The organism is Brevibacterium sp. OS20, from assembly GCF_056837565.1.
On sequence record NZ_CM166367.1, the window covers coordinates 2,060,731 to 2,086,508 of the forward strand.

Genomic DNA, 25,778 nt, shown 5'->3' on the forward strand with positions numbered 1-25,778 from the left:
CGAGCCGTTATACACCGTAACGAATCACTTGCCGCATTTGAACCCGAGACCGTGAATTCAGCATCCGAATCGCCTCCGCGGAACCTGAGTGAGGCCTGAAGAGCAGCGGCTCCCCAGTCAGGAATTCACGTACTGTGCCAGATGCTCCGCGGTCAACGATCCATTCGCCTTCGCCCCTGCGACCAGCTCAGTCGGGCTGCCTTCGAAGACGATCGACCCTCCGTCATGTCCGGCGCCGGGACCCAGGTCGATGATGTGATCGGCGTGAGCCATCACGGCCTGATGGTGTTCGATGACGATGACGGTCCGCCCGGAATCGACGAGCCCGTCGAGGAGCTGCAGCAGATTCTCGACATCGGCCAAGTGCAGACCGGTCGTCGGTTCGTCGAGGATGATCACCTGCGCGGCATCAGCGGCTTTCGCCGACAGATGGACCGCCAACTTCAATCTCTGCCGCTCTCCCCCGGACAGAGTCGTCAGCGGCTGACCGAGGCTGACATAGCCGAGTCCCACCTCGGCGAGGATCTTCAGAATCTTCACGACCGCGGGGATACGCGACTCCCCCGCACCGAAATGCTCGATCGCCGCGTCAACGGGCAGGTCGAGGACTTCACGGATATTCAGTCCGCCCAAGGCGAACTCGAGCACCTCGGCTTGGAAACCCTTGCCCTCGCACTCGTCGCAGGGTGCGGACACGCCGCCCATGAGCGCCATATCCGAATAGATGATTCCGGCCCCGTTGCACACGGGACAGGCACCTTCGGAGTTCGCGCTGAAGAGAGCGGGCTTGACCCCATTGGCCCTCGCGAATGCCTTCCGAATGGGCTCGAGCATCCCTGTATACGTGGCTGGGTTGCTGCGCCGGGATCCCTTGATCGGCGCCTGATCGATCATCACGACCCCATCACGTCCACGCAGGGATCCCTCGATGAGGCTGCTCTTACCGGACCCTGCGACGCCGGTGACGACGGTGAGCACGCCGAGGGGCACGTCGACATCGACATCTCGCAGATTGTGCGACCCGGCGTCGCGGATCTCGAGAGCTCCCGCCGGCTCCCGCACCGTTTCCTTGAGCGACGCCGTGTATCCGAGGTGGCGACCGGTGAGCGTATCGGATGCCCGGAGACCGTCGACGGTGCCGGTGAAGGTGACCTCTCCCCCGTTGCTGCCGGCTCCGGGTCCGAGATCGACGATGTGATCGGCGATGAGGATCGTCTCGGGTTTGTGTTCGACGACGAGCACCGTGTTGCCTTTGTCCCGCAGCGCCAGCAGGAGTTCGTTCATCGATCGGATGTCGTGTGGGTGCAGGCCGATCGTCGGTTCGTCGAAGACGTAGGTGACGTCCGTGAGCGAGGACCCGAGGTGGCGGACCAGTTTGATCCGCTGCGCCTCTCCCCCGGACAGCGATCCGGCTGATCTGTCCAAGGACAGATAACCGAGGCCGATGTCGTTGAAGGCGCGCACATCCGCACGCAGGGAATCGAGCAGCGCCGAGGCGGCTCCCGGCTTGATCTGGTCCAACCAACCCGTGATGTCCGAGATCTGCAGAGCGCAGACATCGGCGATCGATTTGCCGGCGACCAGCGAGGACCGGGCGGCTCCGTTGAGCCGTGTCCCTGCGCATTCGGGGCAGGTGGTGAAGACGACGGCACGGTCGACGAATTCGCGGATGTGCTTCTGCATCGAGTCCCGGTCCTTGGACAGGAACGACCGTTGGATCCGCGGGATCAGCCCGTCGAAGGTGATGTTCGTGCCATTGATCCTGACCTTCTCGCCTTCGGCATAGAGCAGATAGTGCCGCTCCTTCTCATCGAAATCGGCGACCGGTTTGTCCGGATCGAAGTACCCGGATTCGGAGAACATGCGCACCGACCAGCCGCCGGGTTTGTACCCGGGAACGGTGATGGCCCCGTCATTGAGGGATTTCGACTCATCGACCACCTCGGCGATGGAGATGTCCGTAGCTGTGCCCATGCCCTCGCAGTGCGGGCACATGCCGCCGTTGACGGAGAATGCCTTCCGTTCGACCTGTTTGCCCTCGCCCTTGTCGATGGTCACCGCGCCCTTGCCGCTCAGGGTGGCGACGTTGAAGGAATACGCGTTCGTCGATCCGAGGTTCGGTTCTGCCAGACGCGCGAAGAGGGTGCGCAGCTTCGCATTGATGTCAGAGACCGTGCCCACCGTGGAGCGCGGGTTCGCCCCGATCCGCTCCTGGTCGACGATGATGGCCGTCGTCAGTCCCTCGAGGACGTCGACCTCGGGTCGGGCCATCGCCGGCATGAAGCCTTGGACGAAGGCGGAGTAGGTCTCGTTGATCATCCGCTGGGACTCGGCGGCGATGGTGTGGAAGACGAGTGAGCTCTTTCCGGAGCCGGACACGCCGGTGAAGACCGTGAGACGGCGCTTGGGGATCTCGACGCTGACGTTCTTGAGGTTGTTCTCCCTGGCTCCGCTGACTCGGATGAGGTCGTGGCTGTCTGCACTGTGCACTGGTGTCAGTCTCTCTGCTGGATGCGGATCATGTTCCCGGCGGGGTCCCGCAGGGCGCAGTCTCGCAGACCATAGGGCTGGTCCATCGGCTCCTGCACGATGTCGGCGCCCTTGGCCTCCACCTCGGCGAAGGCCTCATCGACGTTCGGTGTCGCGAGCACGATCGCGGCATAGCTGCCTTTGGCGATGAGTCTTTCGATGGTCTCCCGTTCGGTGTCGCTGATCGTCGGGTCGGTCACGGGCGGGGTGAGCACGATCGATGTGTCGGGTTGGCCGACCGGTCCCACCGTCAGCCAGCGCATGCGTCCGGCACCGACGTCGAGGCGCAGCTCGAAGCCGAGGATGTCACGGTAGAAGGTCAGGGATTCTTCCGCATCGGTGTGCGGCAGGAAGCTGGCGTTGATCGAGATGTCCATGTCAGCAATCGTAGACTGCTCAGCTCGGTGGGACTTCTCGATTCCTGACCGGTCGCAGTGCATTCTTCACCACGATCGTCGGCAGCCGATGCTCGCCTGCGGCGACCCCGTCGCGGTAACGGGTCGGTGAGAGTCCGACGAGTTCGCTGAAGAGAGTGCTGAAGGTGCCCAGGGACGAGAAGCCGACGGTGAAGCAGATCTCGGTGATCGTGAGATCGCCGCGGCGGATGAGGGCCATGGCCCGTTCGATCCTGCGCGTCATGAGATACGAATACGGCGACTCGCCGAAAGCCGCTCTGAACTGGCGGCTGAGGTGCCCGGCGGACATGTGCACGCCTGTGGCGAGGGCCTCCACGCTCAAGGGCTGGTCGAACTCGCGGTCGATGCGGTCCCGGACCCGGCGCAGAGCCACCAGCTGTTCGTTCACCCCTCGTCGACTCCCTGCTTCAGGGTGCGGCCGCGGAAGAAGTCGGGATGGCGGACGGATTGGATGATCATGATGACCACGCCCAGGGCCAGCACCCCAATGCCGAGGACGAAGACGAGTCCGACGCCGAAGACCGAGGATCCCGAACCGTAGTCGGGGTCGAGCGAGTCGATTGCGGTGGTGACGAAGATGACCAGCAGGGTCACTCCCCCGATGAGCGGGAACAGGAACCGGTAGAAGAACGTGCGGGTCGAGGCGAAGAGGCTGCGTCGGAAATACCAGATGCAGGCCAGGCCCGTGATGCCGTAGTAGAAGCAGACCATGAGTCCCAGCGCAGTGATCGTGTCCCACAGAGCGTTCTCCGAGAGCAGCCGCATGACGACATAGAAGATGATCGCGGCTCCCGCCGAGGTGACGGTGGCGACCGACGGGGATTTGTAGCGGGGAGAGACGCGACCGTACTTCTCCGGCAGCGCCCCGTAGTGGCCCATCGCCAGGATCGTCCGCGAGGGCGAGACCATCGTCGCCTGCAGCGAGGACAGGGACGATGAGAGCACCGCAATGGACACGAGCACTGCGAAGGGCCCCATGACCGGGCCGGCGAGTGAGGCGAAGATCGACTCCTGGTTATCGGGGTTGCCCGCACCCAGGCCTTCGGTGCCGACTCCGGCGAAGGAGATGACGGCGATCGTGCAGGCGATGTAGATGATGACGATCGCGATGATCGTGAGCATGGCAGCGCGGCCCGGAGTCTTCTCCGGATCCTTCGCTTCCTCGTTCATCGTGATCACCGTGTCCCAGCCCCAGAACAGGAAGATCGACAGCGATACGGCCGCCGCGACGGTGGAGAAGTCGCCGGCGGACAGCGGATTGAACCAGTCGAGAGACACCGGGGTCGGATCATAGGAGGTGCCGTTGGACGCCTGCACAATCGCGGCGACGACGAACCAGCCCAGTGCCAGCACCTGGAAGGCGACGAGCCACACCTGCAGCTTCTCGGTGGCTTCGACTCCTCGATAGGACACCCAGGCCGCAGCAACGGTGAGGATGATCGTCACGGGGATGTTGATCCACAGCACCCGTGTGAGTTCGGCGATGGACGGATCGGAGAACACCTGGGACAGCAGGAGGAAGATGAAGTCGACGGCCACGGCCGCGAGATTGGACAGCACGAGGACGGTGGCGGCGACGAGCCCCCAACCGCCCATCCAACCGAGCCAGGGCCCGAACGCTCTGGTCGCCCATGTGAACGTCGTGCCCGAATCCGGCATCGCGGTATTCAGTTCGCGGTAGCCGAAGACGACGAGGAGCATCGGCACGAAGCCGATGAGCAGCACGGCCGGGGTGTGCACCCCGACCTCGGAGATCGTCGGGCCCAGTCCCGAGGTCAGCGTATAGGCCGGGGCGATGCAGGAGATGCCGATGACGGCTCCCCCGATGGCTCCGATTTTGCCGGCGGAGAGTCCCTTCGAGCTCAGTCCGCTCGTGTTCGTCGACGGTGACGGCTGTGTGCTGCTCATCTCAGGACTTCTCGCCGAGGATCCTCTCGGCGGTGGCGGTGCCGATGCGCACCGCTCCGTCGACGTGCTGGTAGCCTTCGGCAGCGATATCGGAGCTGGCGAAGTGGATGGGCCCGACCGGGTCGTTCTGGAACGGACCCCACCGGTGCAGACCCCCAAGGTCATAACTGGTCGCATAGGCTCCGCGGGTCCATTCCTCCGCGCCGAAGTCGGAGAGGTAGAACACCCGGGGGTCGAGTGCCTTCGGGCCGAGGAACTCGGCGAGGGCTTCGAGGATCTTCGTCCGGCGGGACTCTTCGTCCAGGGCCCACATGGCATCGGCGTTGACATCGGAGATGAAGCCGACGAGAGTACCCTGCTCTTCACCGTGGTTCGTGTTGTCGTAGACCTCTTGGACAAGACGGGAGGCGCCGAAACCGGTTCCGCACAGACCGTCTTCGCGCCAGAACGGGGTGTCGTAGGTGGCGTGGACCTTGATGACGAGCCCCATCGACTGGTGCTGGTGGAAGATCTGCTGAAGCCTCGGCAGAGGTGGGTCATAGCTGATGCGCGAGTAGAGGTTCGGCGGCACGGCGACGATCGCCTGGCCTGCGCTGACTGTCAGTTCGTCGGTGGAAACGCTGACGCCGGTCTCCGACCATTCGATCCGACGGACCGGCTGCTGCAGACGGACGATGTCCTCACCGAGTTCCTCGGCCATCTGCACCGAAACCGACTGCATTCCGCCGACGACACGACGGTCGAGGATGAAGTGATCGTCGACGAGATTCGTGAACGATCCCGCCGAGGCGGCCATGAGAATGGCTTGGAGTGCTGAGAAGGTGGTGGCGGGCTTGGTCAGCATGCCGCCGGCGACGAACAGCCCGATGTTCTCGCATGCGAGTTCGTCCGCGGACTGCTCACGCAGCCAGTGATGGAAGGAGATCGAGTCGAGTTCGGCAGCGTCTTCAGCATCCCAGGGTGAATTCGGACCGATCCTGGCGGCGAGTTCGTCGAGGATGCCGATGAGACGTTCCATCTCGGACTGGGTCGACTCCCCCACCGGGAACATCTCTCCCGAGTAGACGGTGCGAGTTCCGTCGGGAGCGATGTAGACGCTGTCTCCGTCACGGTACCGCGGGTAGGTCTCTTTGCCGAGTTCGTCGACGAGCGCGAGCAGCGCGGTCTGGTCCGGGGAGATCCACTGGCCGCCGAGTTCGAACATCTGCCCGTCGATGTGCTCGGTCCAGGTGCGGCCGCCCACGCGGTCACGGGCCTCGAGAACGATGACGCTGCGTCCGGCCTTCCGCAGCCGACGGGCGGCGCTCAGGCCCGATGGGCCTGCTCCGATGATGACGACGTCACGGGATTCTGCGGACACGGCGAACTCCTCCTGAAGCGATTGGGTGGCTTCAGACTAACGAGGTCCCGGGCCCGTGCCAAGACGGATTCGGCAAGTGCGGAATCCGCACTCGCCCGTGCGGTCAGCGGAACTCGCGAGGATCCGCCGCAGGGTCGTTCTCGAGGGCGGTGATGAAGCTCCACGAATCGGGTCGCGAACCGTCGAGGTCATTGAATCCGTAGTGGAGGGCCAATCCGTGGGTGTCCTGCGTCGTCGAGTTGAAGCTGTGCCGGTCGGGATCGGCGGCCAGTGCGACAACGGAACGACCGAGCAGATGAGGCGTCTCGGAGATCGCAAAATCACGTGGCGGTTCGGTGCGGGTTTCGTCGAGCGAGTCGCGCATCCAGTCATCCTCTGTGGTGCCGAAGTGATCGAGCATCATCTCCGAGCGCAGCCAACCGGGGGTGATGGCGACCGCAGTCGCTTCCACCTTGGCGAGTTCGTGGCCGAGCCCGAAGGCCAGACGGCTCACAGCCGTCTTCGTGAGGTCGAGGAAGATATTCTCCCGGTAATGGCCCGCGTTGAACTCTGCGGTGCCGTCGGTGATCTCGACGTGGAGACCGCCCGGATTCCTTGTGAGCAGGGGCAGGGCGGCATGTGCGGTGTGCAGGTGAGTGAGCAGACCCGCCCGGAACAAGCGCATCTCGGTATCGAGTTCGGTCTCCCAGAACGGTGTGCCCCACTCAACGTAGGCTTCTCCCCCGATGTCGTTGACGAGGATGTCGAGACGACCGTGGTCGGCTTCGATCTGGCCGATCACCTGTGAGATCCGGGCCGGATCGAGGTGATCACAGACGTGGGCTTCGGCCTGGCCGCCTTCGTCGGTGATGAGGGCGGCGGTGCCTTCGATCGTCTCTGTGCGTGCGTAGTCGGAGGGACGCTCGTGGGTCGATCGGCCGGTGCAGTGGACGAAGGCGCCGGCGCGTGCGAGGTCCCGGGCGATGGCGCGGCCGGCTCCTCGGGTGGCCCCGGCGACGAGGGCGACCTTGCCGCTCAGTGCACGTTGGGACAACGGAGCGAAGTCGTCGGGGTCGGCGGCGTGAGCTGATTCCGGTGTCGGTGTATTCATGGGAACAGTCTCATCGGCTTCCACTGACATCTCGTGTCAGTGTCCTTCATTATTCTCGGAATTATGAAAGCTGCTCGCCTCGTTTCGGAGATCGTCATCCTCGGTGCGCGTTCTCGGCCGATCACGGCATCCGATCTCGCGCAACGTCTCGAGGTCACCGAGCGGACGATCTACCGTGACCTCGGTGAGCTGTCGCGGATGGGCGTGCCCGTCATCACCGAGGCGGGGCCCGGCGGCGGGATCAGCCTCCTCGGCGACTGGGTCTCGCCTGTGGCGGGTCTGACCCGGGACGAACTCGACTCCCTCCTCATCGGCTCCCCCGCCGCGGCCGATCTCGGCTTCTCGTCCGCGTTGGCCACGGCCCGAGCGAAAGTCCTCGCCGAATCGTCATCGGCATTCTCGCAGCTCATCCTCGTCGACGGGCCGGATTGGTTCATGGCCAAGGAGGATCCCGAGCAGCTCGACACCATCGTCACCGCACTGCGCACTCAGCGGGGACTGCAGGTCACATATCGCGGACGGAACGATCTGCGATCGCGCACACTGCTGCCTCTGGGACTCGTCGTCAAGGCTGGTCGCTGGTATCTCGCGGCGCAGCCGCCGGGAGGCAGTCCCCGAACGTATCGAGTCTCACGGATCGGCTCGGCCGAGCTGCGATTCCTCGACTGCACTCCCCCGCCTTCTTTCGACCTCGCGGACTACTGGACGGGGGCGCAGGCTGAATTCGATGCTTCGATTCGTCGGATACTCGTGAGACTGCGGCTGCCCGTGGCCCAGATCGACGACCTTAAGCGCGCGATTCCGGGCCGACTCACCGAGGACGCCATCGACTCGGGGCGGACGGATCGCGACACTATCGAGATCGACCTTCCCATGGAACCCGCCGGGGTGGCCGTCAGCCAGCTCGTCACCGTGCCCGGGGTCGAAGTCCTCTCGCCAAAACAGCTCCGCCGCGACCTGCACGATCATGCATGGGCCGCGGCGGAGCTCAATGAGTGACGTGAGCAGTCAGCAGCTCACCGCCCGGGTCACTGCACTTCGTACTTGCCGTTGATCTGCCCGGCGCCGACGCCGCCGACGGCCTCCATGGCGGCTTTGGACAGGTCGAAGCACCGATTGCCGTGGTAGGGGCCTCGGTCGTTGACCCGCACCGTCACGGACTTTCCGTTCGCGCTGTTCGTGATCTTCACCTTGGAGCCGAACGGCAGGGTCTTATGGGCCGCGGTGAGCTTGTTCGTATCGAAGATCTCGCCGTTTGCGGTCTGTTTCCCGTCGAATCCGTCACCGCCGCCGTAGTAGGACATGGGGCAGCTGCCGGATTCGCCGGCCGACTTGCCGGAGTTCGAAGGTCCGTCGTTCTCATCCGCGGACCCTCCGGACGAACCCTCGTCGCCAGAGGATTCTCCGCCGCCGGTCGAGCCCTCATCCTTCTTGTCCGCGGTCTTCGACGGCTCGGGGCTCGGTGTCTCGATATGGGTGTCGATCGTGACTTCTGCGGGCTTCTCCTTGGCCTGCTTCTTCGCCTTAGCGAGAAATTCATCCGCGGCCTTGGTCGGTTCGGAGACGGCGACGGCGGGGGCTTCGGCCGGCGCTTCGGCCACGACCTGGCCGCCCGTGGAAGAATCATTGGGCACCATTGCAAGGCTCGAAGCGACGACGGCTGCCGTTGCGGCGGTCGGCACGATGAAGGCGGAGAGCACCGGACGGGTGCGGACTGCTGCCAGCACTCCCCCGGCGGTGTTCAGGCGGTCGGTCGGTGCGTGGCGTCCGGTCTTCTTCTTCGCCGTCAGCGCTGAGAAGATCGACCCGGTCTTCTTGGTGCTCGGTGCTGAGTGTCTGCCCACAGTGGTGTTCCTCGTCGTCATCAGAGAGTGTCTCGGCAACTCGGAGATGTAATGGGAAGACCTCTCGCAGCAGTGCGCTCGAGGAGAAACTCCAAGTTATCTGATCGTTATCTTCACAGATTCTAGTTAAGGAACTGTTACAAAAGCAATGTGGCACACCGAAATGGTGTGCCACATGGATGAGAGTCTGCTCACTGAGTGCTTCGGTGAGAGTTGGTCAACCGCCGCCTCTCGAACGCGGTGCGCGAGCTGCGCAGATCCAGGCCGGTGGAGTCTGCCCGGTCAGCGGGACTTGCGTGTCACCAGCTTCCGGACACCTTCGGCTCCCGTCGTCACGGTCTCCTGCGCCCGGTCGAAGGCGCGTTCGACCTTGCCGCTGCGCACAGCATCATCGATCGCGTGCGAAACGCTTCCCAGTGCACGGTTGACCCCATTCTCGGTGGCTTCGATGAGGCGGGAGGTCGAGGCCGCCTCCCGCACGTTCTTCACACCGCTGCTCGCAACGCTGTAAGCGCGTCCGGCGGCCCGGCGGGCGCGTTCGGTCGGGGTCTTCGCGGTCGCGTCGATGACGTCGTCGGGTTCGATGGGTTCGCGGTGTGAGCTCATGGCTCCATCCTTGAACACAGCCTCGGCGAAATCAACACCCTGGTTAGGATTGGACCATGAATTCCCAGCGGGAGGTCATAGCGGACCCAGAGATCATCGCGCACCGAGGCGGCCTCTGGCCGGGGATGAGCGAAAACACCCTCGAGGCCTTCGCCGCTGCGGCGTCGGCCGGAGTCGAGTGGATGGAGACCGACGTCCACGCCTCCGCCGACGGAATCCTCTTCGCCGCACACGATGCCGACCTCAATCGCATCGCCGGGCTGGACCACACCATTCGGGAACTGCCGGCAGCCGAGCTCGACCGAGTCGAACTCCTCGCGGGCGGTCGACTCCCCCGCCTCGAGACGTTGGTGGAAGCACTGCCGGACGTGCGATGGAACATCGATGTCAAAGCCGCCCACAGCATCGGCCCGATGATCCGCTTCGTTCACAATTTCCATGCCGCCGACCGCATCCGCCTCGCTTCCTTCGATTCCGCAACGCTCCGACGGCTGCGCATAGCTCTGCCCGGTGTGCGGACGTCGACGGGGACGACGGAGACCGCCCTCTTCGCCCTCGGCCGACTGCCGGGAATTCCCGACCACGGGGTTGCTCCCCTCCCGCCCGGAGCCGACGCCCTCCAGGTTCCGGTGTCGTTCAGACGGGTCCCTGTGGTGACTGCCGACTTCGTCGACCGGGCTCACCGGTCAGGTCTGCTCGTCCACGTCTGGACGATCAACGACGAGGCGACGATGCGGTCGCTGCTCGACCTCGGAGTCGACGGGATCGTCACCGATGATGTCGAGCTCGGCCTCGACGTGCTGGCCAGCCGACGCGGCTGAGTCGAGATTCCGGTCGAGGAATGGATCACTCCCGGTCGGCGAGGAATATCCGAGCACGGTAGACTGTTACATTGCGTCCAAGGTGTGCAGTCGAGTCGGAAGGTCTTAGATATGAGCGAACGCAGTCTCCGCGGAACACAGTTGGGCTCGCGCAGCCTCGAAACCGAGGAGGGCGTCGAGCCGGCACCCCGCCAGATGGTCGAATTCGAATGCGAAGACGGAACCCGCTTCAAGGTGCCGTTCTCCATCGAAGCCGAAGTCCCCTCAACCTGGGATTCGGGAATCCACGGCATCGGCGTCCGCGTCGGAGTCAACGAACCCGATGGCGAGCCCGTCAAGCATGTGCGTTCCCACTGGGACATGCTCCTGGAACGCCGATCCTTCGACGAACTCCAGGTGCTCCTCGACGAGCGCCTCGCAATCCGTCGCGGTGAGGTTCCGGCCCAGAGCTGATATAACCACAACAAGAGCACACAAGGGGTGCAGGTCAACCGACCTGCACCCCTTATTGCTACCTGACGGCGGTCCAGCAACCTCGCGCGAGGTTGCTGGGCCGCCGTCAGGTAGTAAGAGGGGGAATTTAGGTGGTGGGGGTGGAACGGGTCAGCAGGCGGCGCAGCTGACTGCGGCGGCGGGTCAGGCCCCAACTCGCAACCTTCGTGAACGCCTCGGAGATGATCGAGCCGCTCATCTTCGATTCACCGAGCTCGCGTTCGACGAAGACGATGGGCACCTCGGCGACGCGGAAGCCGGCTTCGACGGTGCGGTAGGTCATGTCGATCTGGAAGCAGTATCCCTGCGACTGCACACCGGAGAGATCGAGTGCCTCGAGCACAGCGCGGTTGTACGCGCGGAAACCGGCGGTCGCATCTTTGACTCCCAGACCCATGACAGCGTTGACGTAGACGTTCGCGCCGCGGGAGAGGAAGTATCTCGACTTCGGCCAATCGACGATCTCGCCGCCGGGCACCCACCGTGAGCCGATGATGAGGTCCCCTCGTCCTTCTCCCGCGGCGTCGAGCAGCTGCCCCAGGTCGAGGGAACGGTGAGAACCGTCAGCATCGAACTCGCAGATGATCTCGTAGTCGCGTTCCAATGCCCATTCGAATCCAGCGATATAGGCCATTCCGAGCCCTGACTTCTCGCTGCGGTGGAGGACGTTGATGCGGGGGTCCTTCTCAGCCTGCTCATCGGCCCACTCGCCGGTTCCATCGGGAGAGCCGTCGTCGACGATGAGGACGTCGACTTCGGGCTGCTGTTCGAACAGTCCGGCCAATGTCACGGGGAGGGCGAGACGTTCGTTGAAAGTGGGGATGACGACAAGAATCTTGGAAAGCACGGACTCCACGATACGCGGAAGTCGCCCCAGACAATGAGTCGACACCCCCGCCTTCGGACCACGCTGCCGCAGCAGCGAGTTATCTATTGACGGGAGTGCCGACTCCATCCCACGTCAAGCGGAATGTTCACGTCGAATCTAGTGGCCGCCGGAGACTTTGCAAAATCGCTGTGACCTGGGCTGATGGCTGAAACTGCAGGTCAGAGGCTTAGTTGAAAAACCGGAACTTTCAGTCCATCGGCGTGTCGGCTGGACAGGCCGAAGCATCGGTTTCAGATCAGAGTTCCACCCGGGTGGGCAGCGCCACATCGGGAGACAGTTCGGGCAGCCCAGGCGTTCCCGACCGCGGGTCGGTGCTCCAGGCTGCGACGCGCGGGTCGGCGACCTGGACGACGAGCCGGTCGACCTTCCAGCGCACGAAATCGGCATCGGCACCGGGGGCGAGCACTCCGCCTTCGGGATTACCGGCCGCGCGGTGGGCGAAGCGGGTGGCAGCGTTGAAGGCCGCACGAGCGCCGATTCCTCCGTCGCCGACAACGGCATCCCGCACTCCTGCCCAGGGAGAGGTCTGGGAATGGCTGAAGGACACCTGCGCTCCGGCGGCGAGCAGCTGAGCCAAGGGCTGCGGGCGAGCAGGGTCGAGGGTGATGGCGATTCCGCTGCGGCCGAGGGCTTGAACCTGATCGTCCGGAACGGAGAAGTCCAGGCGCAGACGGTACCCGTGGCGTTGGGCATGAGCGGCATCGGCTCGCAGGGTCTCGAGCACCTCGGTGAGCTGGGCGTCCGAGGCGACGAGGATGAAGAGGCTCAGTGCCGGCAGCTCCTCGAGTCCGAGCAGGTCAGCGGCGGTGATCGAGGCGCGACGGGACCCAACGGAACCGGAGTCCAGCTGCGGGTAGTCGACGATCGACAGTGCCTCAGGAGTGTCGGCGGCGAACCGGGCGACCGCCTCGGCGGTGCCGATCGCGTGCACATGGGTGAAACCCTGTGCGTACAGGTCGGCTGCCGACGGGGCCGAGTCGTCCACGATCAGCCCGGCATGGACGAATCCCGGGGTGAGGAAGCCCTCACCGAGGTCGATCGCCTCCGGGTCCAGAGCCTTGGCCGCTTCATCGGAACCGATGAACGAGACCTTCCCGTCCTCATATCCCAACGCCGTCGCAAACGGATCGACACTGCTGTAAACATCTCCACCAAAGTACATAGTCACAGCCGACAGGCTACACCGTCGGCCGTTGCGGCTACACCTGTGTCAGGAGGGTCGGGTATCGTCACCTGATGTGAAGCCCTTGGTTCTGCTCGATACTCCAGCCCTGTACTACCGCGCCTTCTATTCGGTGCCGGATTCGATCGTCAATGCCGACGGTCACCCGGTCAACGCCGTTCGAGGGGTGCTCGACACCGTCGCGCAGATGGTGCGCCGGTTCGACACCGATCGTGTGATCGCGACGATGGACGCGGATTGGCGTCCGGCCTTCCGCACCGCGATCATGCCCGAGTACAAGGCGGCACGCGTCAAGGACGAAGAAGCCGGCACGGAGATCCCACCTGAGCTGGCCGTGCAGCTGCCGATCATGAACCGCGTCCTCACAGCCGCGGGGATTCCCATCGCCGAGGTGGCCGGGACCGAAGCCGATGACGTCATCGCCACGATGGCTGCCCAGTCGAAAACCCCTGTGATCATCGTCTCCCCCGACCGCGATCTGTTGGCTCTGCTCGACTCGTCCGCCGAAGTCAGCGTACTGCGCCCCCGGAAAGGCGGCGAGTGGGAAGCCCTGGCACAGACCGACCTTCCGACCGCCTACGGAGTGCCCGACGGCGCCCGCTATCGCGAGCTCGCCGCTCTGCGCGGCGATCCGTCCGACGGGCTTCCCGGAGCACCCGGTATCGGGGAGAAGACCGCCGCGACGCTGCTGGAGAACTTCGGCTCCCTCGAATCGATCGTCAAGGCCGCCAAGGCCGGGGTGAAGACCGGCGGGCTCAGTCCGAAGCGAGCCGCAACGATCATCGAGGTCGAGGAGAGTCTCTACAAGACTCTGGAGGTCATGCGCTGCCTGACCGACGTCGAGCACGGCATCGACCTCGACCGCGTCCCGAACAGCTTCGACCGCGCCGGGGTCGAAGCTGCGGCCGAGGGGCAGAACATCCGCCGCTCCGTCGACAATCTCACCAGTGCTCTCGAATCCGTGTCGGGGACCGCCGGTGCGGCTTCCGCACACTCCGCGGCACCTGGGAGCACAGCGACAGCGTCCCTGCCATCCAAGTCTGCCGTGTCAGCTGAGTCAACAGTACGGAACGGGACCGACGGTTCGTGGGCTCAGTCGCGGCTCGTCGGCTTCGACCTCGAGACCACCGGAGTCGAACCGGCCACCGCCCGAATCGTCACCGCCGCCTTCGTCGACTCGGCGGATCAGGTGCGCACGTGGCTGGCCGATCCGGGGATCGAGATCCCCGAATCGGCGCGGGCGGTCCACGGCATCACCACCGAATTCGCTCAGGCCAACGGAGCCGCCGCCACCCAGGTCATCAGCGAGCTGTGCGCAGAATTCGCCGCACTGAGAGAAGAAGGCGCCGTCGTCGTCGGACACAACGTCGTCTACGACCTCAGTGTGATGGCCGCCGAGGTGGCCCGCCACCGCCCGGACATCGATTTCCCCTCGATCATCCCGACGATCGTCGACACCTTCGTCGTCGACAAGCACATCGATCCCTACCGCAAGGGCAAACGGACGCTCATCGAGACGGCGAAGACCTACCGCGTCGAACTCCTCGACGCCCATGATGCTGCCGCCGACGCTCTGGCCGCTCTGGACATTTCCCGAGCATTGGCCGAAAAGTCGACGGAAATCTGGGCGATGAGCAACGATGAGATCATGGCCGCACAAGCCGATTGGAAGCGCTCACAGGCGGCAGGGCTGCAGGCCTGGCTGCGGAAGAAGGGCAACGCCGAGGCCGTCGTCGACGGTTCGTGGCCCATGTCCTGAACGCTAGACTCGACATCGACGTACAAACGACGAAGGACGACAATGGGATTCTTTTCTCGCCTGCTCAACCGACCCGGCTCTCATGCGGAGAAGACGACAGGTTGGTTCGAGCGCGCCGTCGACGATCTGGACGCGGCCGGGCGCGAATTCTCCGAGCTCAGCGATGCCGAAATCACGGAGGCCGCCGGCGAGGTCTTCGGCTCGGGCACACAGCAGCAGACTCTCATCCGCTACTGCGCTCTGGCGCGCGAAGCTGGTGAGCGGGTGCTGGACGAACGCGCCTATGACACACAGCTTCGCGGACTCGTCGGGCTGCTGCAGGGCAGCATCGTCCAGATGGCCACCGGTGAGGGCAAGACTCTCGTCGGTGCGCTGGCCGCAGCCGGCTACGCACTGCAGGGGCGACGCGTGCACGTCGTCAGCGTCAACGACTACCTCGCCGTCCGTGACCGCAACTGGATGAAGCCCCTGTTCGACCTCCTCGGGGTGAAGTCAGCCGCGATCTCCGGCGCGCAGGGCGACGACGAACGCCGTGAAGCCTACCGCTCCGAGGTCGTCTACGCCTCGGTCACCGAGGTCGGCTTCGATGTCCTCCGTGACCGGTTCCTCACCGAGGATGCCGATCAGCGGGTTCCCGAACGCGATGTCGTCATCGTCGATGAGGCCGACTCCGTGCTCATCGACGAGGCGCGTGTGCCGCTCGTCCTCGCCGGTTCTTCCAGTGTCCAGGACACCGACGCCGCGATCGCAGCGCTCGTGTCCCGGCTCAGCCCTGACACCGACTATGAGGTCAGCGCCGACAGGCACGCCGTCTCACTCACCGACGCCGGAGTCGACCGGGTCGAGGAGGAACTCGACGTCGAACTCTTCGGAGAGGACTCCGAGACGCTCGCCGCCGTCAATCTGGCACTCCACGCCCGAGCGCTGGTCAGACGCGACGTCGACTATCTCGTCGTCGATGGACGGATCAAACTCATCTCCTCGTCCCGAGGTCGCGTCGCCGAACTTCAGCGCTGGCCGGACGGACTCCAAGCCGCGGTCGAAGCCAAGGAGAGCCTCGACGCCACCGACAGCGGTGAGATCCTCGACCAGATGACGGTCGAAGAGCTCATCCACGGATATCAGACCGTCTGCGGAATGACCGGCACCGCCCTGGCCGTCGGGGACGATCTGCGCGAATTCTATGGGCTGGAGATCGTGCCCATCGATACGCACCTGCCCGTGATCCGCGTCGACGAACCCGACCGCCTGTTCACCTATCAGGAGTCGAAGGAACGAGCGATCGTCGAAGAGGTCGCCGACCAGCATGCCCGCAGCCGTCCCGTTCTCATCGGCACCTCCTCGGTGGCCGAGAGCGAGTCGTTGGCCGAACGGCTGACCGAACGCGGAATCGACGTCGCCGTCCTCAACGCCAAGGACGATTCCCGGGAAGCAGAGATCATCGCGAAAGCAGGTGCACCTGGCGCGGTGACGGTGTCGACGCAGATGGCCGGACGCGGGACGGACATCCGACTGGCCGACGACGAGGTCGCTGACGCCGGGGGCCTCCTCGTCATCGGCGCCGGTCGCTATCCGTCATCGCGACTCGATGACCAGCTGCGCGGTCGCGCAGGTCGTCAGGGCGATCCCGGCACGTCCGTGTTCTTCACCAGCCTCGAAGACGAACTGGTCACCAGGGTTCCCGAGATCCAACGCTTCGTCTCCGAAGGTGATGAGACGGGTCTCATCGAATCCAAGCGCGCGCTCGGCCTCGTCGAACACGCTCAGCGCATCGCTGAGGGACAGAACACCGCACTGCATCGTGACACCTGGCGCTTCAACGAGCTCATGGCCAAACAGCGCGAGCTCGTCCTTGAGCGCCGAGCCGAGATCCGCAAGGACGACGAGCCCGTCGAGCAGCTGCGCAAGGAGCTCGGCGACCGTGCCGATGAGATCGCGCAGGACCACTCCGAGGAGCTGCTGGACTCGGTGCTGCGAGAGGTCATGCTCTTCCACCTCGACGCGCGTTGGGTTGATCACCTCGCCTTCCTCAACGATCTGCGTGAGGGCATCCACCTGCGCACATTCGCCAGGGAGAAGCCGCACGAGGCGTTCAACACCGAGTCGATTCGGGTCTTCTCATCGTTCTGGTCCGATGTCATCGACGATTCGAAGTCGACGATCGAGGAAGCGACGATCACCGATGAGGGAATCGACCTCGAGTCGCACGGACTCAAACGCCCGTCGTCGACGTGGACCTACCTGACGACGGAGAACGCGTTCGGCTCCGATATCGAGAACATCGTGAAGAAGGTCCGCCGCTGAGACGAAGACGATGCGTCTGCGCTCCCCCGGCGGAGAGCGCAGACGCGGTGACGCTCAGGAGTCGGCGACGACTCCGCGACGAATGGCTTCGATGGTGCGACGAACGCGCACTGCGGTCTCCGCGTCGATGACCTCCGCGACCTGACCGAGCAGATCGAGGCTCTGCTTGGCCCATCTGACGAAGTCACCGGCGGCGATATCGCTGCCCCGCAGTGATTCCGACAGGGTTCTGCCTTCTGTCCACCGGTACATCGGTCTGATCAGCCCACGGTCCGGTTCGTCAGTCGTGGTCAGAGCATGCTGTTCTTCGAGGTGGAAGAGCCGACGCCAGATCGTCTCCGATTCGTCGCAGACAGCCTTGAGGTCGGGGCTCGGAGCCCGATGTGCGGTCAGGGTGTCCCTGCGCGACTGGAAGACGAAGATCGATGCGAAGGCCGCAAGTTCCGGCTCATTGAGTCTGTCCCACAATCCGGCGCGGATCGTCAGTGCCACCAGGAGATCCCGTTCGCCGTAGATCCGACGCAGCATAGTCGAGTGCTCGGGATCGAACCCGAGCCCGCGCAGCACATCCTGGACTCGGTCGAACACCAGAGCGATCGAGGTGGTGCGGCCTTCGATCCGGGCGATGAGCGAATCGTTCTCCCGGATGAGTTTGTCCGCACGGTTGGCCCACCGGGCGTGGAGTTCCCGGTCCGGGCAGTCGTGACAGGGATGTGCCCGCATCTGCGCTTGGAGCTCGGCGACAGTGGTGCTCTCCCCCTGATGCTCTCGGGTCGATTCCCAATGGGCTTCCGCATCGACCCTGCCGTCGGCAACGGCGGATTCGAGGATGGACAGCAGCTGCCTGCGGTCGCCTGCCTGCCGGTGGTTGAACTTCTTCGGTACTCGGACGCGCCCTTGAGAGGCGACGGGTTCGGTCACCTCGTGGGGTCGCAGATGCCACACCTTGCCCTGCTCTGTGAGGACGGTGGGCAGTCGTGAGACACCGTCCTTGTTGCTCATCGGAGAGATGATGACTGCGCGTCCGCCGACCCGTTTGGCCGGCATCGTCACGACATCGCCGATCTTGAGAGCGGTGAGGGATTCGACGATGTCGCGCTGCCTGTTCCGCGACTTCGTCCGGGTCTCCTGCTTCTGCGTATCCGAGATCGCCCGGCGCAGTCCGGCGTATTCGGAGAAGTCACCGAGGTCGCAGTGCATGGACTTCTCGTACGCCTCGATCGTGGCTTCGTTCTTGCGCACCTTCCGGGCCAGGCCGACGACGGCCTTATCGGCCTGGAACTGGGCGAAGGAGGTCTCGAGCACCTTGGCTGCCTCGTCCGAACTCATTCGCGACAGCAGATTCGCGGTCATGTTGTAGGTCGGCCCGAACGCCGAATTCAGTGCGTAGGAACGGTTCGAGGCCAAGGCTGCCAGCTCGCTGACCTCGATGGTCGGGTGCCAGACCACGACCGAATGGCCGATGCGGTCGATTCCGCGGCGACCGGCTCGTCCGGTCAGCTGGGTGTATTCCCCCGGGGTGATCATCACATGTGCTTCGCCGTTGAACTTCACGAGCTTTTCGAGCACGACGGTGCGCGCAGGCATGTTGATGCCCAGCGCCAGCGTCTCCGTGGCGAAGACGACCTTGATGATTCCCTGCGAGAACAGCTCCTCGACGAGCTGTTTGAACTGCGGGATCATCCCCGCATGGTGCGCAGCAACTCCGAGCAGCAGACCCTCACGGAAGGTGTGATAGCCGAGGATGCCGAGGTCTTCGTCGGCGAGATCGTCGCGCAGCGACTCGAGGGCGGCATTGACGATCGTCTTCTCCTCCCGAGAGTTCAGATCGGTGCCCGTGCTCAGATACTGTTCGACGGCTTCATCGCAGCCATTGCGGGAGAAGATGAACATGATCGCCGGGAGCATGGCCGCCTCGGCGAGAGATGCCACCACCTGAGTGCGGCTGGGACGGCGGAATCGGGCACGGGTGGCACGTGCGCGCTTCGACCGCGGTCCCCCGTGTGTCCGAGTGGCGTGGTTGAGTGCCGGATCGATGCGGTCGGAATCGCTGTGCGTGAACAGGTCGTACATCCGGTGGCCGACCAGGACGTGATTGACCAGCGGCACCGGCCGGTGGCTCGTGGACACGATCGTCGTCGGTCCCCGGACTTCACGCAGCCAGGCCCCGAACTCCTCCACATTCGACACCGTCGCCGACAGAGACACCATCTGCACTCGGTCCGGCAGGTGGATGATGACCTCTTCCCACACCGGTCCGCGGAATCGGTCGGCGAGGTAGTGGACTTCGTCGAGGACGACGAAGCCGAGGTCCGAGAGACCAGACACGTCGTTGTAGAGCATATTGCGCAGCACTTCGGTGGTCATCACGATGATCGGCGCATCGCGGCGGATCGATGTGTCGCCGGTGAGCAGCCCGACGTTCTCCGCCCCGTGGACCTCTGCGAGGTCATTGAACTTCTGATTGCTCAGCGCCTTGATCGGGGTCGTGTAGAAGACCCGTTTGCCCTCGCCGCGGGCCAATTCCACAGCGAACTCCGCGATGAGCGTCTTGCCGGCACCGGTCGGCGCTGTGACCAGCACGTCCTCGCCGTCCTGCAGATGACTGCAGGCTTCGATCTGGAAGTCATCGAGGGCGAACTCGGTGCGCTCCATGAACTGTCCCAAGGGAGTGCGGGCGAATTCCGCACGCTCCTTGAAGTCGGCATAGGCGGCCGAGGGGCTCAGCGGTTCATCGGCAGAAGCGTCGGTCGAAAGCGGCGTAGGGTCAGTCATTCTTCTCTTCGTCGGTCAGTTCATCCTCGTCGACCCACAGGCCCTGCGCGATGAGGCGCTTCTTACGTCGGCGATCATTGAAGACACAGATCACCCACGCCAGACAGAACAAGGTCATCATGGGGATGACGAGGAAGAACATGGACATGGCGTCCGGAGTCGGGGTGGCGATCGCGGCGAACAGGAAGACGAGCATGACGATGATGCGCCACGATTTCTTGATCCTCTCCGCCGACAGGATTCCGAGCATGTTGAGTCCCACCATGAGCACGGGAAGGACGAACGCAAGTCCGAAGACGACGATGATGATCATCACGAAGCTCAGATAGTCCTGTGCCGGGATGATGTTCGTGCCGCCCTCGGGGGTGAACGAGGTCAGTGCCTTCACCGCATTGGGCAGAGCGAAGAACGCCATGGTCGACCCGGCCAGGAACAGCGGAATCGCTGCCCCGAGGAAACCGAGGGAGTACAGCTTCTCCTTGCGCTTCAGTCCCGGGACGATGAAGGCCCAGACCTCATAGAGCCAGATGGGGCAGGAGAGGAAGAGACCGATGAAGAACGAGAGTTTGATCTTCAGGTCGAAGGGAGAGGCGACTCCGGCGAAGTTGATCTCGGCCATCCGTCCGCCGTTGTCACGGATCGTCCGGATCGGCTCTTGGAGGATGTCGAGGACAGGGTCGTAGAGGAACCAGCCTGCCACCGCGCCCAGAGCGATGGCGATGGCGGAGATGATGACGCGATTGCGCAACTCGACGAGGTGCCCGACGACGGGCATCTTCTTCTCAGGATTGCTCTTCCGTGATCGAGATGGCTTCCGCTGGCTGTTCTCTTTCACTTCTCGTGAGACTGCGGGTCCTGCTTCTCTCGCCGCGACTCCTCGGTACCAGTGGTTTCACCGGTGGCCGTGGTGGAATCGGTCGAGGAGTTCTGGTTGAGCGCTCCCGGCTCGGTGGTCTTGCCGGATTCGTCGTCGTCGCGCAGGTCCTTGACTTCGGACTTGAAGATCTTCATCGACTGTCCCAGGCTTCGGGCCAGCTGCGGCAGTTTGGGTGCGCCGAAGATGATCACGATGATGAGGATCACGATCGCGATCTGCACGAAACTTGGTCTCATGGGGAGCTCCTTGGATTGTTGATGCTGTGGATGATTCTACGCGCTGCGGCTGAGCCTTTCATCCACATCCGGGCGCGGTCTTCGTCTCAGCCGAGCCTGCGCAGGGCGGCCGCAACGGCTTCGGTGTCGTCGATCTCGGTGATGACATCGGCATGGCAGAGCAGGAACCGGCTGAGCCAATCCACCGAATGCACGAGCAGGCGGATGCGTACGCTCGTGTCACCGCCGTCGAGGTACTCGCGATTCGTCACGTCGAGTTCATCTGCCAGCCATGCTCCCGCGGCCCCGAGACCGAGGGTGACTTCGTAAGAGCTCGTCGTCGACTCACTGACCGACATCGGCGGATGCGCTGCCGGTTCCCAGGAACGGATGCGCCCCAGGGCGAAGCGGCGGGGTGCTCCGGCCGAGTAGCACCAGGCATCGACGTACCAGTCAGCACCAGGTACGAGCCGGGTCGGGGCGATGGTCCGGGTCGTGAGTTCGTCGCGGGAGCCGACGTAGTAGTCGATGCTCATCGCCGTGCCTTCTTCGACAGCCTGTCGCAGTGCGGTCAGCAGCTCTTCGTCGGCATCGATGGGGCTGACGTCGACGGCGGTGCGCAGGTTCTCTCCTGCCGCCACACGCAGTTTGGATGCTGCTGTGGCCACGGCTTCGGAATCGAGTCCGGGCAGGGAAGAGAGCATATCGAGCGCGAGCACGAGGACGCCGGCTTCCTCGGCGCTGAGCCGCACGGGCACGGAGACCTCTTCGGCGTTGGAGATGAATATCTGCCCGCCTTCCCAGGAGGCGTCGATGAGATCATCGGGCATATGTCCGGGTCGACCTGTGACGAAGAGCAGCTGCAGATCGTCGATGAGGGTGTCGGAGTCGATGCCGAAATAGGCGGCGGTCTCTTCGAGGTCCGCTCCCGGATGCGCGTCGAGGTAGGGCACGAGGCTGAGCAGCCGGGTGAGGCGTTCACGCGCTGAGGACACTGGTGCCTCCCAAGCGGTTGAGCGAGTCCCGAATCGTTTCGCGTCGGCGGTCGACGGCACGCACGAGGTCGGGCGGATCGACCACGTCGACGGCGTCCCCGAAGCCGACGATCTCAGCGGCGAGGCCCTCGACATCGGAATACCCGATGATCACGTCGTCTCCGTCGCTGCGGATCTGTCGACGGCGCAGCGGATCGGCCCGGTGCGCACGGATGCGCAGCGTCGCCTCGGCGACGACGGCCATCTCGGAACTCGACTGCAGCGCCAGCTGCGGGGAGAAGTCCTCGGGAATCTCATAGTCGCCGGGTTCACGGCCGCTGAGCTTCGCGATCCCTCCCTCAACACGGGAGAGCCGGAAGGTGCGGCGAGCTTCGCGATCGAGATCGAAGCCGAAGAGGTAGACGCGGTCACCGCGGCTGAGCAGCGCATAGGGTTCCAGACGCACTTTCCTCACGCTCTGGCCGGGTTTGTGGTAGCGGAAGCCGACGGCTTCGCGGGCGTTGATGTGGTGAAGGGCCGTGGCGAAGTTCGCGCTGGCCAGCCGGTGCGCGGCGGTGCCCGGGTCGACGCTTCCCGGTCCGGCGGCGGACTGGCCGAGGTCGATGCCGAGAGCACGCAGCTTCGTCAGCGCCTGAGCCGAGGACTCCCCGAGTTCGGTCTCCGCCCAGAACGCGGCGGCCACGGTCACGGCAGCCACCTCGGCGGGGGTGAGATCGACGTCGCCCATCGCATAGTCGGCGGTGGAGATCCGATACCCCGTCTCCCCCGCATCGCCATAGGCATCGTGTTCGGCCCGGGTGGCGATGGTGATGCCCATGTGCCGCAGCAGCTCTTTGTCGCGAGAGAATTTGCGATCGAAGGCGACCTCGTCGAGTCCGGAATAGCCGTCGATGGCGCTCATCAGCGTCTTGCGCGACACCCAGCCGCGGGAAGCGCGCAGGGCGATCAGCAGATTCATCAGACGTTCGGTCTGCTGTCTCTGTCTGCTGGTGCGGGGTGTATTCACGATTCCACCGTAACCTAAGCCGGGCGATAGTCTTGGGACCATGATTCATTGGCGCAAAGGAATCGTCGCAGCGATTCGCTCCACCCGGCCAGGATACACAGAGGTCGAGGTCGAACTGGACGAGGCCGTGCCCGGCACCGATGTGAGATCCATCCGAGCGGTCGCCTACACCGATGCCGTCGGGCAACCGCAGAACCGGGACACCGTCATCGTCAATGTCTCGGCTCTTGCGAAGCGCCTGGGCACCGGTGGCTTCGGTCTCATCGTCGCCCTACCCGATGCGCTGCCGGCAGATCCCCCGGACGGCCCCGGTCATCTGGTCAAGGACCGCTATTCGCCGTTGCAGACGATGGTCCTCGGCGTCGACGATCAGGAGTCGCAGCATCATTCCACCCTCGCCGAGGCGGACAGCCTCGGTGGCATGCCGGTGGTCGTGGCCGATCTGCATTCGGCTCTGCCCGCGGTACTTGCCGGCATTCGCGCCGTCGACCCGTCGTTGTCGGTGGCTTATGTGCTCAGTGATGGTGCGGCTCTGCCGGCCCCGTTCTCTCAGGCCGTCGCCGGACTCAAGGACGCCGGCTGGCTTCAGGGCGTGATCAGCACAGGTCAGGCCTGGGGCGGAGATCTCGAAGCGGTGACCATCCACACGGGACTGCTCGCGGCCAAACACGTGATGGGTGCCGATATCACCATCGTCGCTCAGGGGCCAGGGAACCTGGGCACCGGCACGAAGTACGGCTATTCGGGACTGGTCACCGGAGAGCACCTCAATGCCGCCGCTCTGCTCGGCGGGCATCCGATCGGTCTGCTGCGGATGTCGAACGCCGATGCCCGCGGCCGCCATTTCGGTATCTCCCATCATTCGCTGACGCCCTTGAGTGAGATCGCACGACCGGGGATGACCGTACCGGTGCCCGATTTCTCCACCCTCACCGAGGCGGAACGAGCCGAGATGGACCCGGATCCCGGTGTCGTCGCCGAAACTGTGGCCGAGCAGCTGCATCGACTCCGGAAGCATGATCTCGTCGACATCGATCTGATGGGGCTGTGGGAAGCGCTGCGCACCTCACCTGTGGGTCTGTCGACAATGGGCAGGAAGCTGCCCGCCGATGCTGCGTCGTTCCTCGCAGCGGCCGCCGCTGGACGCTGCGCCGCCGGGCTCGCGCGCCGCTGACCGCGTCGAACACAGGTCAGCGCCTGATCTCCTCAGAATCCCCCTCCGCGTCGGCGAAGACAGATGTGGCCGGGTTCCGAAGAACCCGGCCACAGCCGCCTCAGTCAGGATCAGCGTGTGCTGATGATCCGGCTGAGTCTCAGCGCACGTTCTCGAGGTCGCAGACGAAGATCAGCGACTCTCCGGGTTGGATGACTCCGCCTGCGCCCTGATCGCCGTACGCCAGGTGCGGTGGGATCTGCAGGGTGCGGCGTCCGCCGACCTTCATGCCCTGGATGCCCTGGTCCCAGCCGGAGATGACCATTCCGGATCCGAGGCGGAACTCCAGCGGGGTGCCGCGGTTGTACGAGGCGTCGAATTCCTCGCCCGTGGAATGGGCGACTCCGACGTAGTGCACGCTCACGGTGTCGCCGGGTCCCGCCTCGGCGCCGGTGCCGATCACATCATCGGTGATGATGAGCTCGGTCGGGGCGTCCCCGCCGGGGAAATCGACTTCGGGCTTCTGCTTGCTCATGTGTTCCTCCTGGTGTCGGTTCTGTTGAGATATCGGACGTTCTCAGCCCTGGGCCGAGAGGATGTCGACGACGAAGATCAGGGTCGCATCACCTGGGATGGACGGTTCGCTGCCCTGTTTGCCATACCCCTTGTCCGGCGGGACGACGAGGACGACCTGGTCGCCGACCTTCTTGCCGACGAGCCCCTCGTTCCAGCCGTCGATGACCTGGGCCTCGCCGACCGGGGCGACGACGAAGGGCTGTCCGTCCTTCTTCCAGTTCGAGTCGAAGGTCTTCGATGTGTCGTCCCAGAGCCAGCCGGAGTACTTCACGGCGACGCTCTGGCCCTTCTTGACCTCGTCGCCTTTGCCTTCGATCGTCGTGTACGACTCGAGCTCGGTCGGCTTCTTGCCCTTCGGCTTCGAGATCGATGGGGCGCCGTCGTCGCCCCACTTCACGGTCACAGGGTTGTCCGACTGATCGGCCTTCTTCCCCTCGGCGCGAGTCAGCGGCTTCTTCGTGTCCTCGATGTCGATGACGTAGACGAGCGTCTGCGACGCCTCCCCCTGCTGGGCGCTGCCGTTGAGCGACATCATCACGCGGGAACCGACCTTGACGTCGATGAGTGCGTTGTAGAGGTCTTCGGAGATCTGGGACTTGTCCATGGGGAATCCGGCGGCGGAGTCCGAATCGTAGCTGGATTCGACGGTCTTGCCGGTCGTCCCGGAGACCAGCGTCATCTGTGCCGTGACCTGCTCGCCGTCGGCGACCTTGTCGCCGGTGCCCTCTTTGAGCACCTTCTTCTCGGTCTTGTCCATGACCAGCGGTGCTTCGAAGCTGACCTTGGGCTTCTTCCCCATCTTGCCGTCGACGGTGATGTCGTCGAGGCTGGTCGACTTCGCGTCCTGAGCGGCCACCGACGGCGGAGGCGTGGTCGAGTCCTCTGACTCATCACCCTGCCCGCAGGCCGAGAGCAGCAACAGGCCCGCCGCGATGGCGCTGAGCACTTTGGTGCGCACTGGTTTCCTTTCGTCACGCCGA

Annotated in this window: 23 protein-coding genes; 6 read left to right on the top strand and 17 right to left on the bottom strand. The window is 64.3% G+C overall.

What is annotated here, in order from left to right:
* Positions 1–117: 117 nt before the first annotated feature.
* The 6 genes from ACVZTU_RS09245 to ACVZTU_RS09270 form a co-directional block, all read right to left on the bottom strand.
* Positions 118–2,490: an ATP-binding cassette domain-containing protein gene (locus tag ACVZTU_RS09245; RefSeq protein ID WP_248283836.1), complete on the bottom strand. Its 2,373-nt coding sequence runs from the start codon at positions 2,488–2,490 to the stop codon at positions 118–120.
* A 5-nt stretch (positions 2,491–2,495) separates the two neighbouring features.
* Positions 2,496–2,906: a VOC family protein gene (locus ACVZTU_RS09250; RefSeq protein ID WP_139467215.1), complete on the bottom strand. Its 411-nt coding sequence runs from the start codon at positions 2,904–2,906 to the stop codon at positions 2,496–2,498.
* Positions 2,907–2,925: 19 nt separating this feature from the next.
* Positions 2,926–3,333 carry a helix-turn-helix transcriptional regulator gene (locus ACVZTU_RS09255; RefSeq protein ID WP_482400261.1) on the bottom strand — a complete coding sequence of 136 codons (408 nt, stop codon included), beginning with the start codon at positions 3,331–3,333 and terminating at the stop codon, positions 2,926–2,928.
* Positions 3,330–4,853: an APC family permease gene (locus ACVZTU_RS09260; RefSeq protein ID WP_482400262.1), complete on the bottom strand. Its 1,524-nt coding sequence runs from the start codon at positions 4,851–4,853 to the stop codon at positions 3,330–3,332. The genes ACVZTU_RS09255 and ACVZTU_RS09260 overlap by 4 nt, the downstream gene beginning before the upstream one ends.
* A gap of 1 nt (position 4,854) precedes the next feature.
* Positions 4,855–6,213, bottom strand: coding sequence for a flavin monoamine oxidase family protein (locus ACVZTU_RS09265; RefSeq protein ID WP_181270496.1), 1,359 nt, complete (start codon positions 6,211–6,213; stop codon positions 4,855–4,857).
* A gap of 103 nt (positions 6,214–6,316) precedes the next feature.
* Positions 6,317–7,303: an SDR family oxidoreductase gene (locus ACVZTU_RS09270; protein ID WP_139467219.1), complete on the bottom strand. Its 987-nt coding sequence runs from the start codon at positions 7,301–7,303 to the stop codon at positions 6,317–6,319.
* 63 nt (positions 7,304–7,366) lie between these two features.
* Between ACVZTU_RS09270 and ACVZTU_RS09275 the strand changes: the two genes are divergently transcribed.
* Positions 7,367–8,302, top strand: a complete 936-nt coding sequence (locus ACVZTU_RS09275; RefSeq protein WP_181270497.1) for a helix-turn-helix transcriptional regulator — start codon at positions 7,367–7,369, stop codon at positions 8,300–8,302.
* 29 nt (positions 8,303–8,331) lie between these two features.
* Here the strand turns inward: ACVZTU_RS09275 and ACVZTU_RS09280 are convergent, their stop codons facing one another.
* Together ACVZTU_RS09280 and ACVZTU_RS09285 are read right to left on the bottom strand one after the other, a co-directional pair.
* Positions 8,332–9,147 (bottom strand): septal ring lytic transglycosylase RlpA family protein, encoded by an 816-nt coding sequence (locus ACVZTU_RS09280; protein ID WP_482400263.1) that lies wholly within the window; start codon positions 9,145–9,147, stop codon positions 8,332–8,334.
* A 282-nt stretch (positions 9,148–9,429) separates the two neighbouring features.
* The gene (locus ACVZTU_RS09285; RefSeq protein WP_181270499.1) at positions 9,430–9,753 is read right to left on the bottom strand and encodes a hypothetical protein; all 324 of its coding nucleotides are present in this window, start codon (positions 9,751–9,753) and stop codon (positions 9,430–9,432) included.
* A gap of 56 nt (positions 9,754–9,809) precedes the next feature.
* On the opposite strand from ACVZTU_RS09285, the gene ACVZTU_RS09290 reads away from it, so the two are divergent.
* A complete protein-coding gene (locus ACVZTU_RS09290) occupies positions 9,810–10,574 on the top strand; it encodes a glycerophosphodiester phosphodiesterase family protein (RefSeq protein ID WP_139467221.1) in 765 nt (254 codons plus the stop codon).
* A 111-nt stretch (positions 10,575–10,685) separates the two neighbouring features.
* Positions 10,686–11,027 (top strand): RNA polymerase-binding protein RbpA, encoded by a 342-nt coding sequence (locus ACVZTU_RS09295; RefSeq protein WP_098731087.1) that lies wholly within the window; start codon positions 10,686–10,688, stop codon positions 11,025–11,027.
* A gap of 127 nt (positions 11,028–11,154) precedes the next feature.
* Here the strand turns inward: ACVZTU_RS09295 and ACVZTU_RS09300 are convergent, their stop codons facing one another.
* On the bottom strand, positions 11,155–11,913 hold the full coding sequence (locus ACVZTU_RS09300; protein ID WP_229663922.1) for a polyprenol monophosphomannose synthase: 759 nt from the start codon (positions 11,911–11,913) through the stop codon (positions 11,155–11,157).
* Between the two features lie 277 nt (positions 11,914–12,190).
* Positions 12,191–13,117: an amidohydrolase family protein gene (locus tag ACVZTU_RS09305; protein WP_181270642.1), complete on the bottom strand. Its 927-nt coding sequence runs from the start codon at positions 13,115–13,117 to the stop codon at positions 12,191–12,193.
* A 76-nt stretch (positions 13,118–13,193) separates the two neighbouring features.
* Here ACVZTU_RS09305 and ACVZTU_RS09310 point away from each other — a divergent pair, with 76 nt between their 5' ends.
* Positions 13,194–14,897 carry a 5'-3' exonuclease H3TH domain-containing protein gene (locus tag ACVZTU_RS09310; RefSeq protein ID WP_434595310.1) on the top strand — a complete coding sequence of 568 codons (1,704 nt, stop codon included), beginning with the start codon at positions 13,194–13,196 and terminating at the stop codon, positions 14,895–14,897.
* A gap of 42 nt (positions 14,898–14,939) precedes the next feature.
* Positions 14,940–17,201: an accessory Sec system translocase SecA2 gene (gene secA2 / locus ACVZTU_RS09315; RefSeq protein ID WP_139467224.1), complete on the top strand. Its 2,262-nt coding sequence runs from the start codon at positions 14,940–14,942 to the stop codon at positions 17,199–17,201.
* Positions 17,202–17,255: 54 nt separating this feature from the next.
* Here secA2 and ACVZTU_RS09320 read toward each other — a convergent pair whose 3' ends face one another.
* From ACVZTU_RS09320 to ACVZTU_RS09340, 5 genes are all read right to left on the bottom strand, one after another.
* The gene (locus ACVZTU_RS09320; RefSeq protein ID WP_139467225.1) at positions 17,256–19,976 is read right to left on the bottom strand and encodes a DEAD/DEAH box helicase; all 2,721 of its coding nucleotides are present in this window, start codon (positions 19,974–19,976) and stop codon (positions 17,256–17,258) included.
* Entirely contained in the window at positions 19,969–20,811 is an 843-nt protein-coding gene (gene tatC, locus ACVZTU_RS09325) for a twin-arginine translocase subunit TatC (RefSeq protein WP_308423766.1), read from the bottom strand. Before tatC ends, ACVZTU_RS09320 begins: the two co-directional genes overlap by 8 nt.
* The gene (gene tatA, locus ACVZTU_RS09330) at positions 20,808–21,089 is read right to left on the bottom strand and encodes a Sec-independent protein translocase subunit TatA (protein WP_139467226.1); all 282 of its coding nucleotides are present in this window, start codon (positions 21,087–21,089) and stop codon (positions 20,808–20,810) included. The genes tatC and tatA overlap by 4 nt, the downstream gene beginning before the upstream one ends.
* Positions 21,090–21,175: 86 nt before the next feature.
* Positions 21,176–22,063 carry a WYL domain-containing transcriptional regulator gene (locus ACVZTU_RS09335; protein WP_139467227.1) on the bottom strand — a complete coding sequence of 296 codons (888 nt, stop codon included), beginning with the start codon at positions 22,061–22,063 and terminating at the stop codon, positions 21,176–21,178.
* Complete coding sequence (locus tag ACVZTU_RS09340) at positions 22,047–23,069, bottom strand: helix-turn-helix transcriptional regulator (RefSeq protein WP_229663924.1); 1,023 nt, start codon at positions 23,067–23,069, stop codon at positions 22,047–22,049. The genes ACVZTU_RS09335 and ACVZTU_RS09340 overlap by 17 nt, the downstream gene beginning before the upstream one ends.
* 40 nt (positions 23,070–23,109) lie before the next feature.
* On the opposite strand from ACVZTU_RS09340, the gene ACVZTU_RS09345 reads away from it, so the two are divergent.
* A complete protein-coding gene (locus ACVZTU_RS09345) occupies positions 23,110–24,243 on the top strand; it encodes a DUF3866 family protein (RefSeq protein ID WP_139467228.1) in 1,134 nt (377 codons plus the stop codon).
* A gap of 139 nt (positions 24,244–24,382) precedes the next feature.
* On the opposite strand, the gene ACVZTU_RS09350 is transcribed toward ACVZTU_RS09345, so the two are convergent.
* On the bottom strand, positions 24,383–24,757 hold the full coding sequence (locus ACVZTU_RS09350) for an FKBP-type peptidyl-prolyl cis-trans isomerase (protein WP_025778366.1): 375 nt from the start codon (positions 24,755–24,757) through the stop codon (positions 24,383–24,385).
* Between the two features lie 42 nt (positions 24,758–24,799).
* Positions 24,800–25,756, bottom strand: coding sequence for an FKBP-type peptidyl-prolyl cis-trans isomerase (locus tag ACVZTU_RS09355; RefSeq protein ID WP_229663925.1), 957 nt, complete (start codon positions 25,754–25,756; stop codon positions 24,800–24,802).
* Between the last annotated feature and the right edge of the window lie 22 nt (positions 25,757–25,778).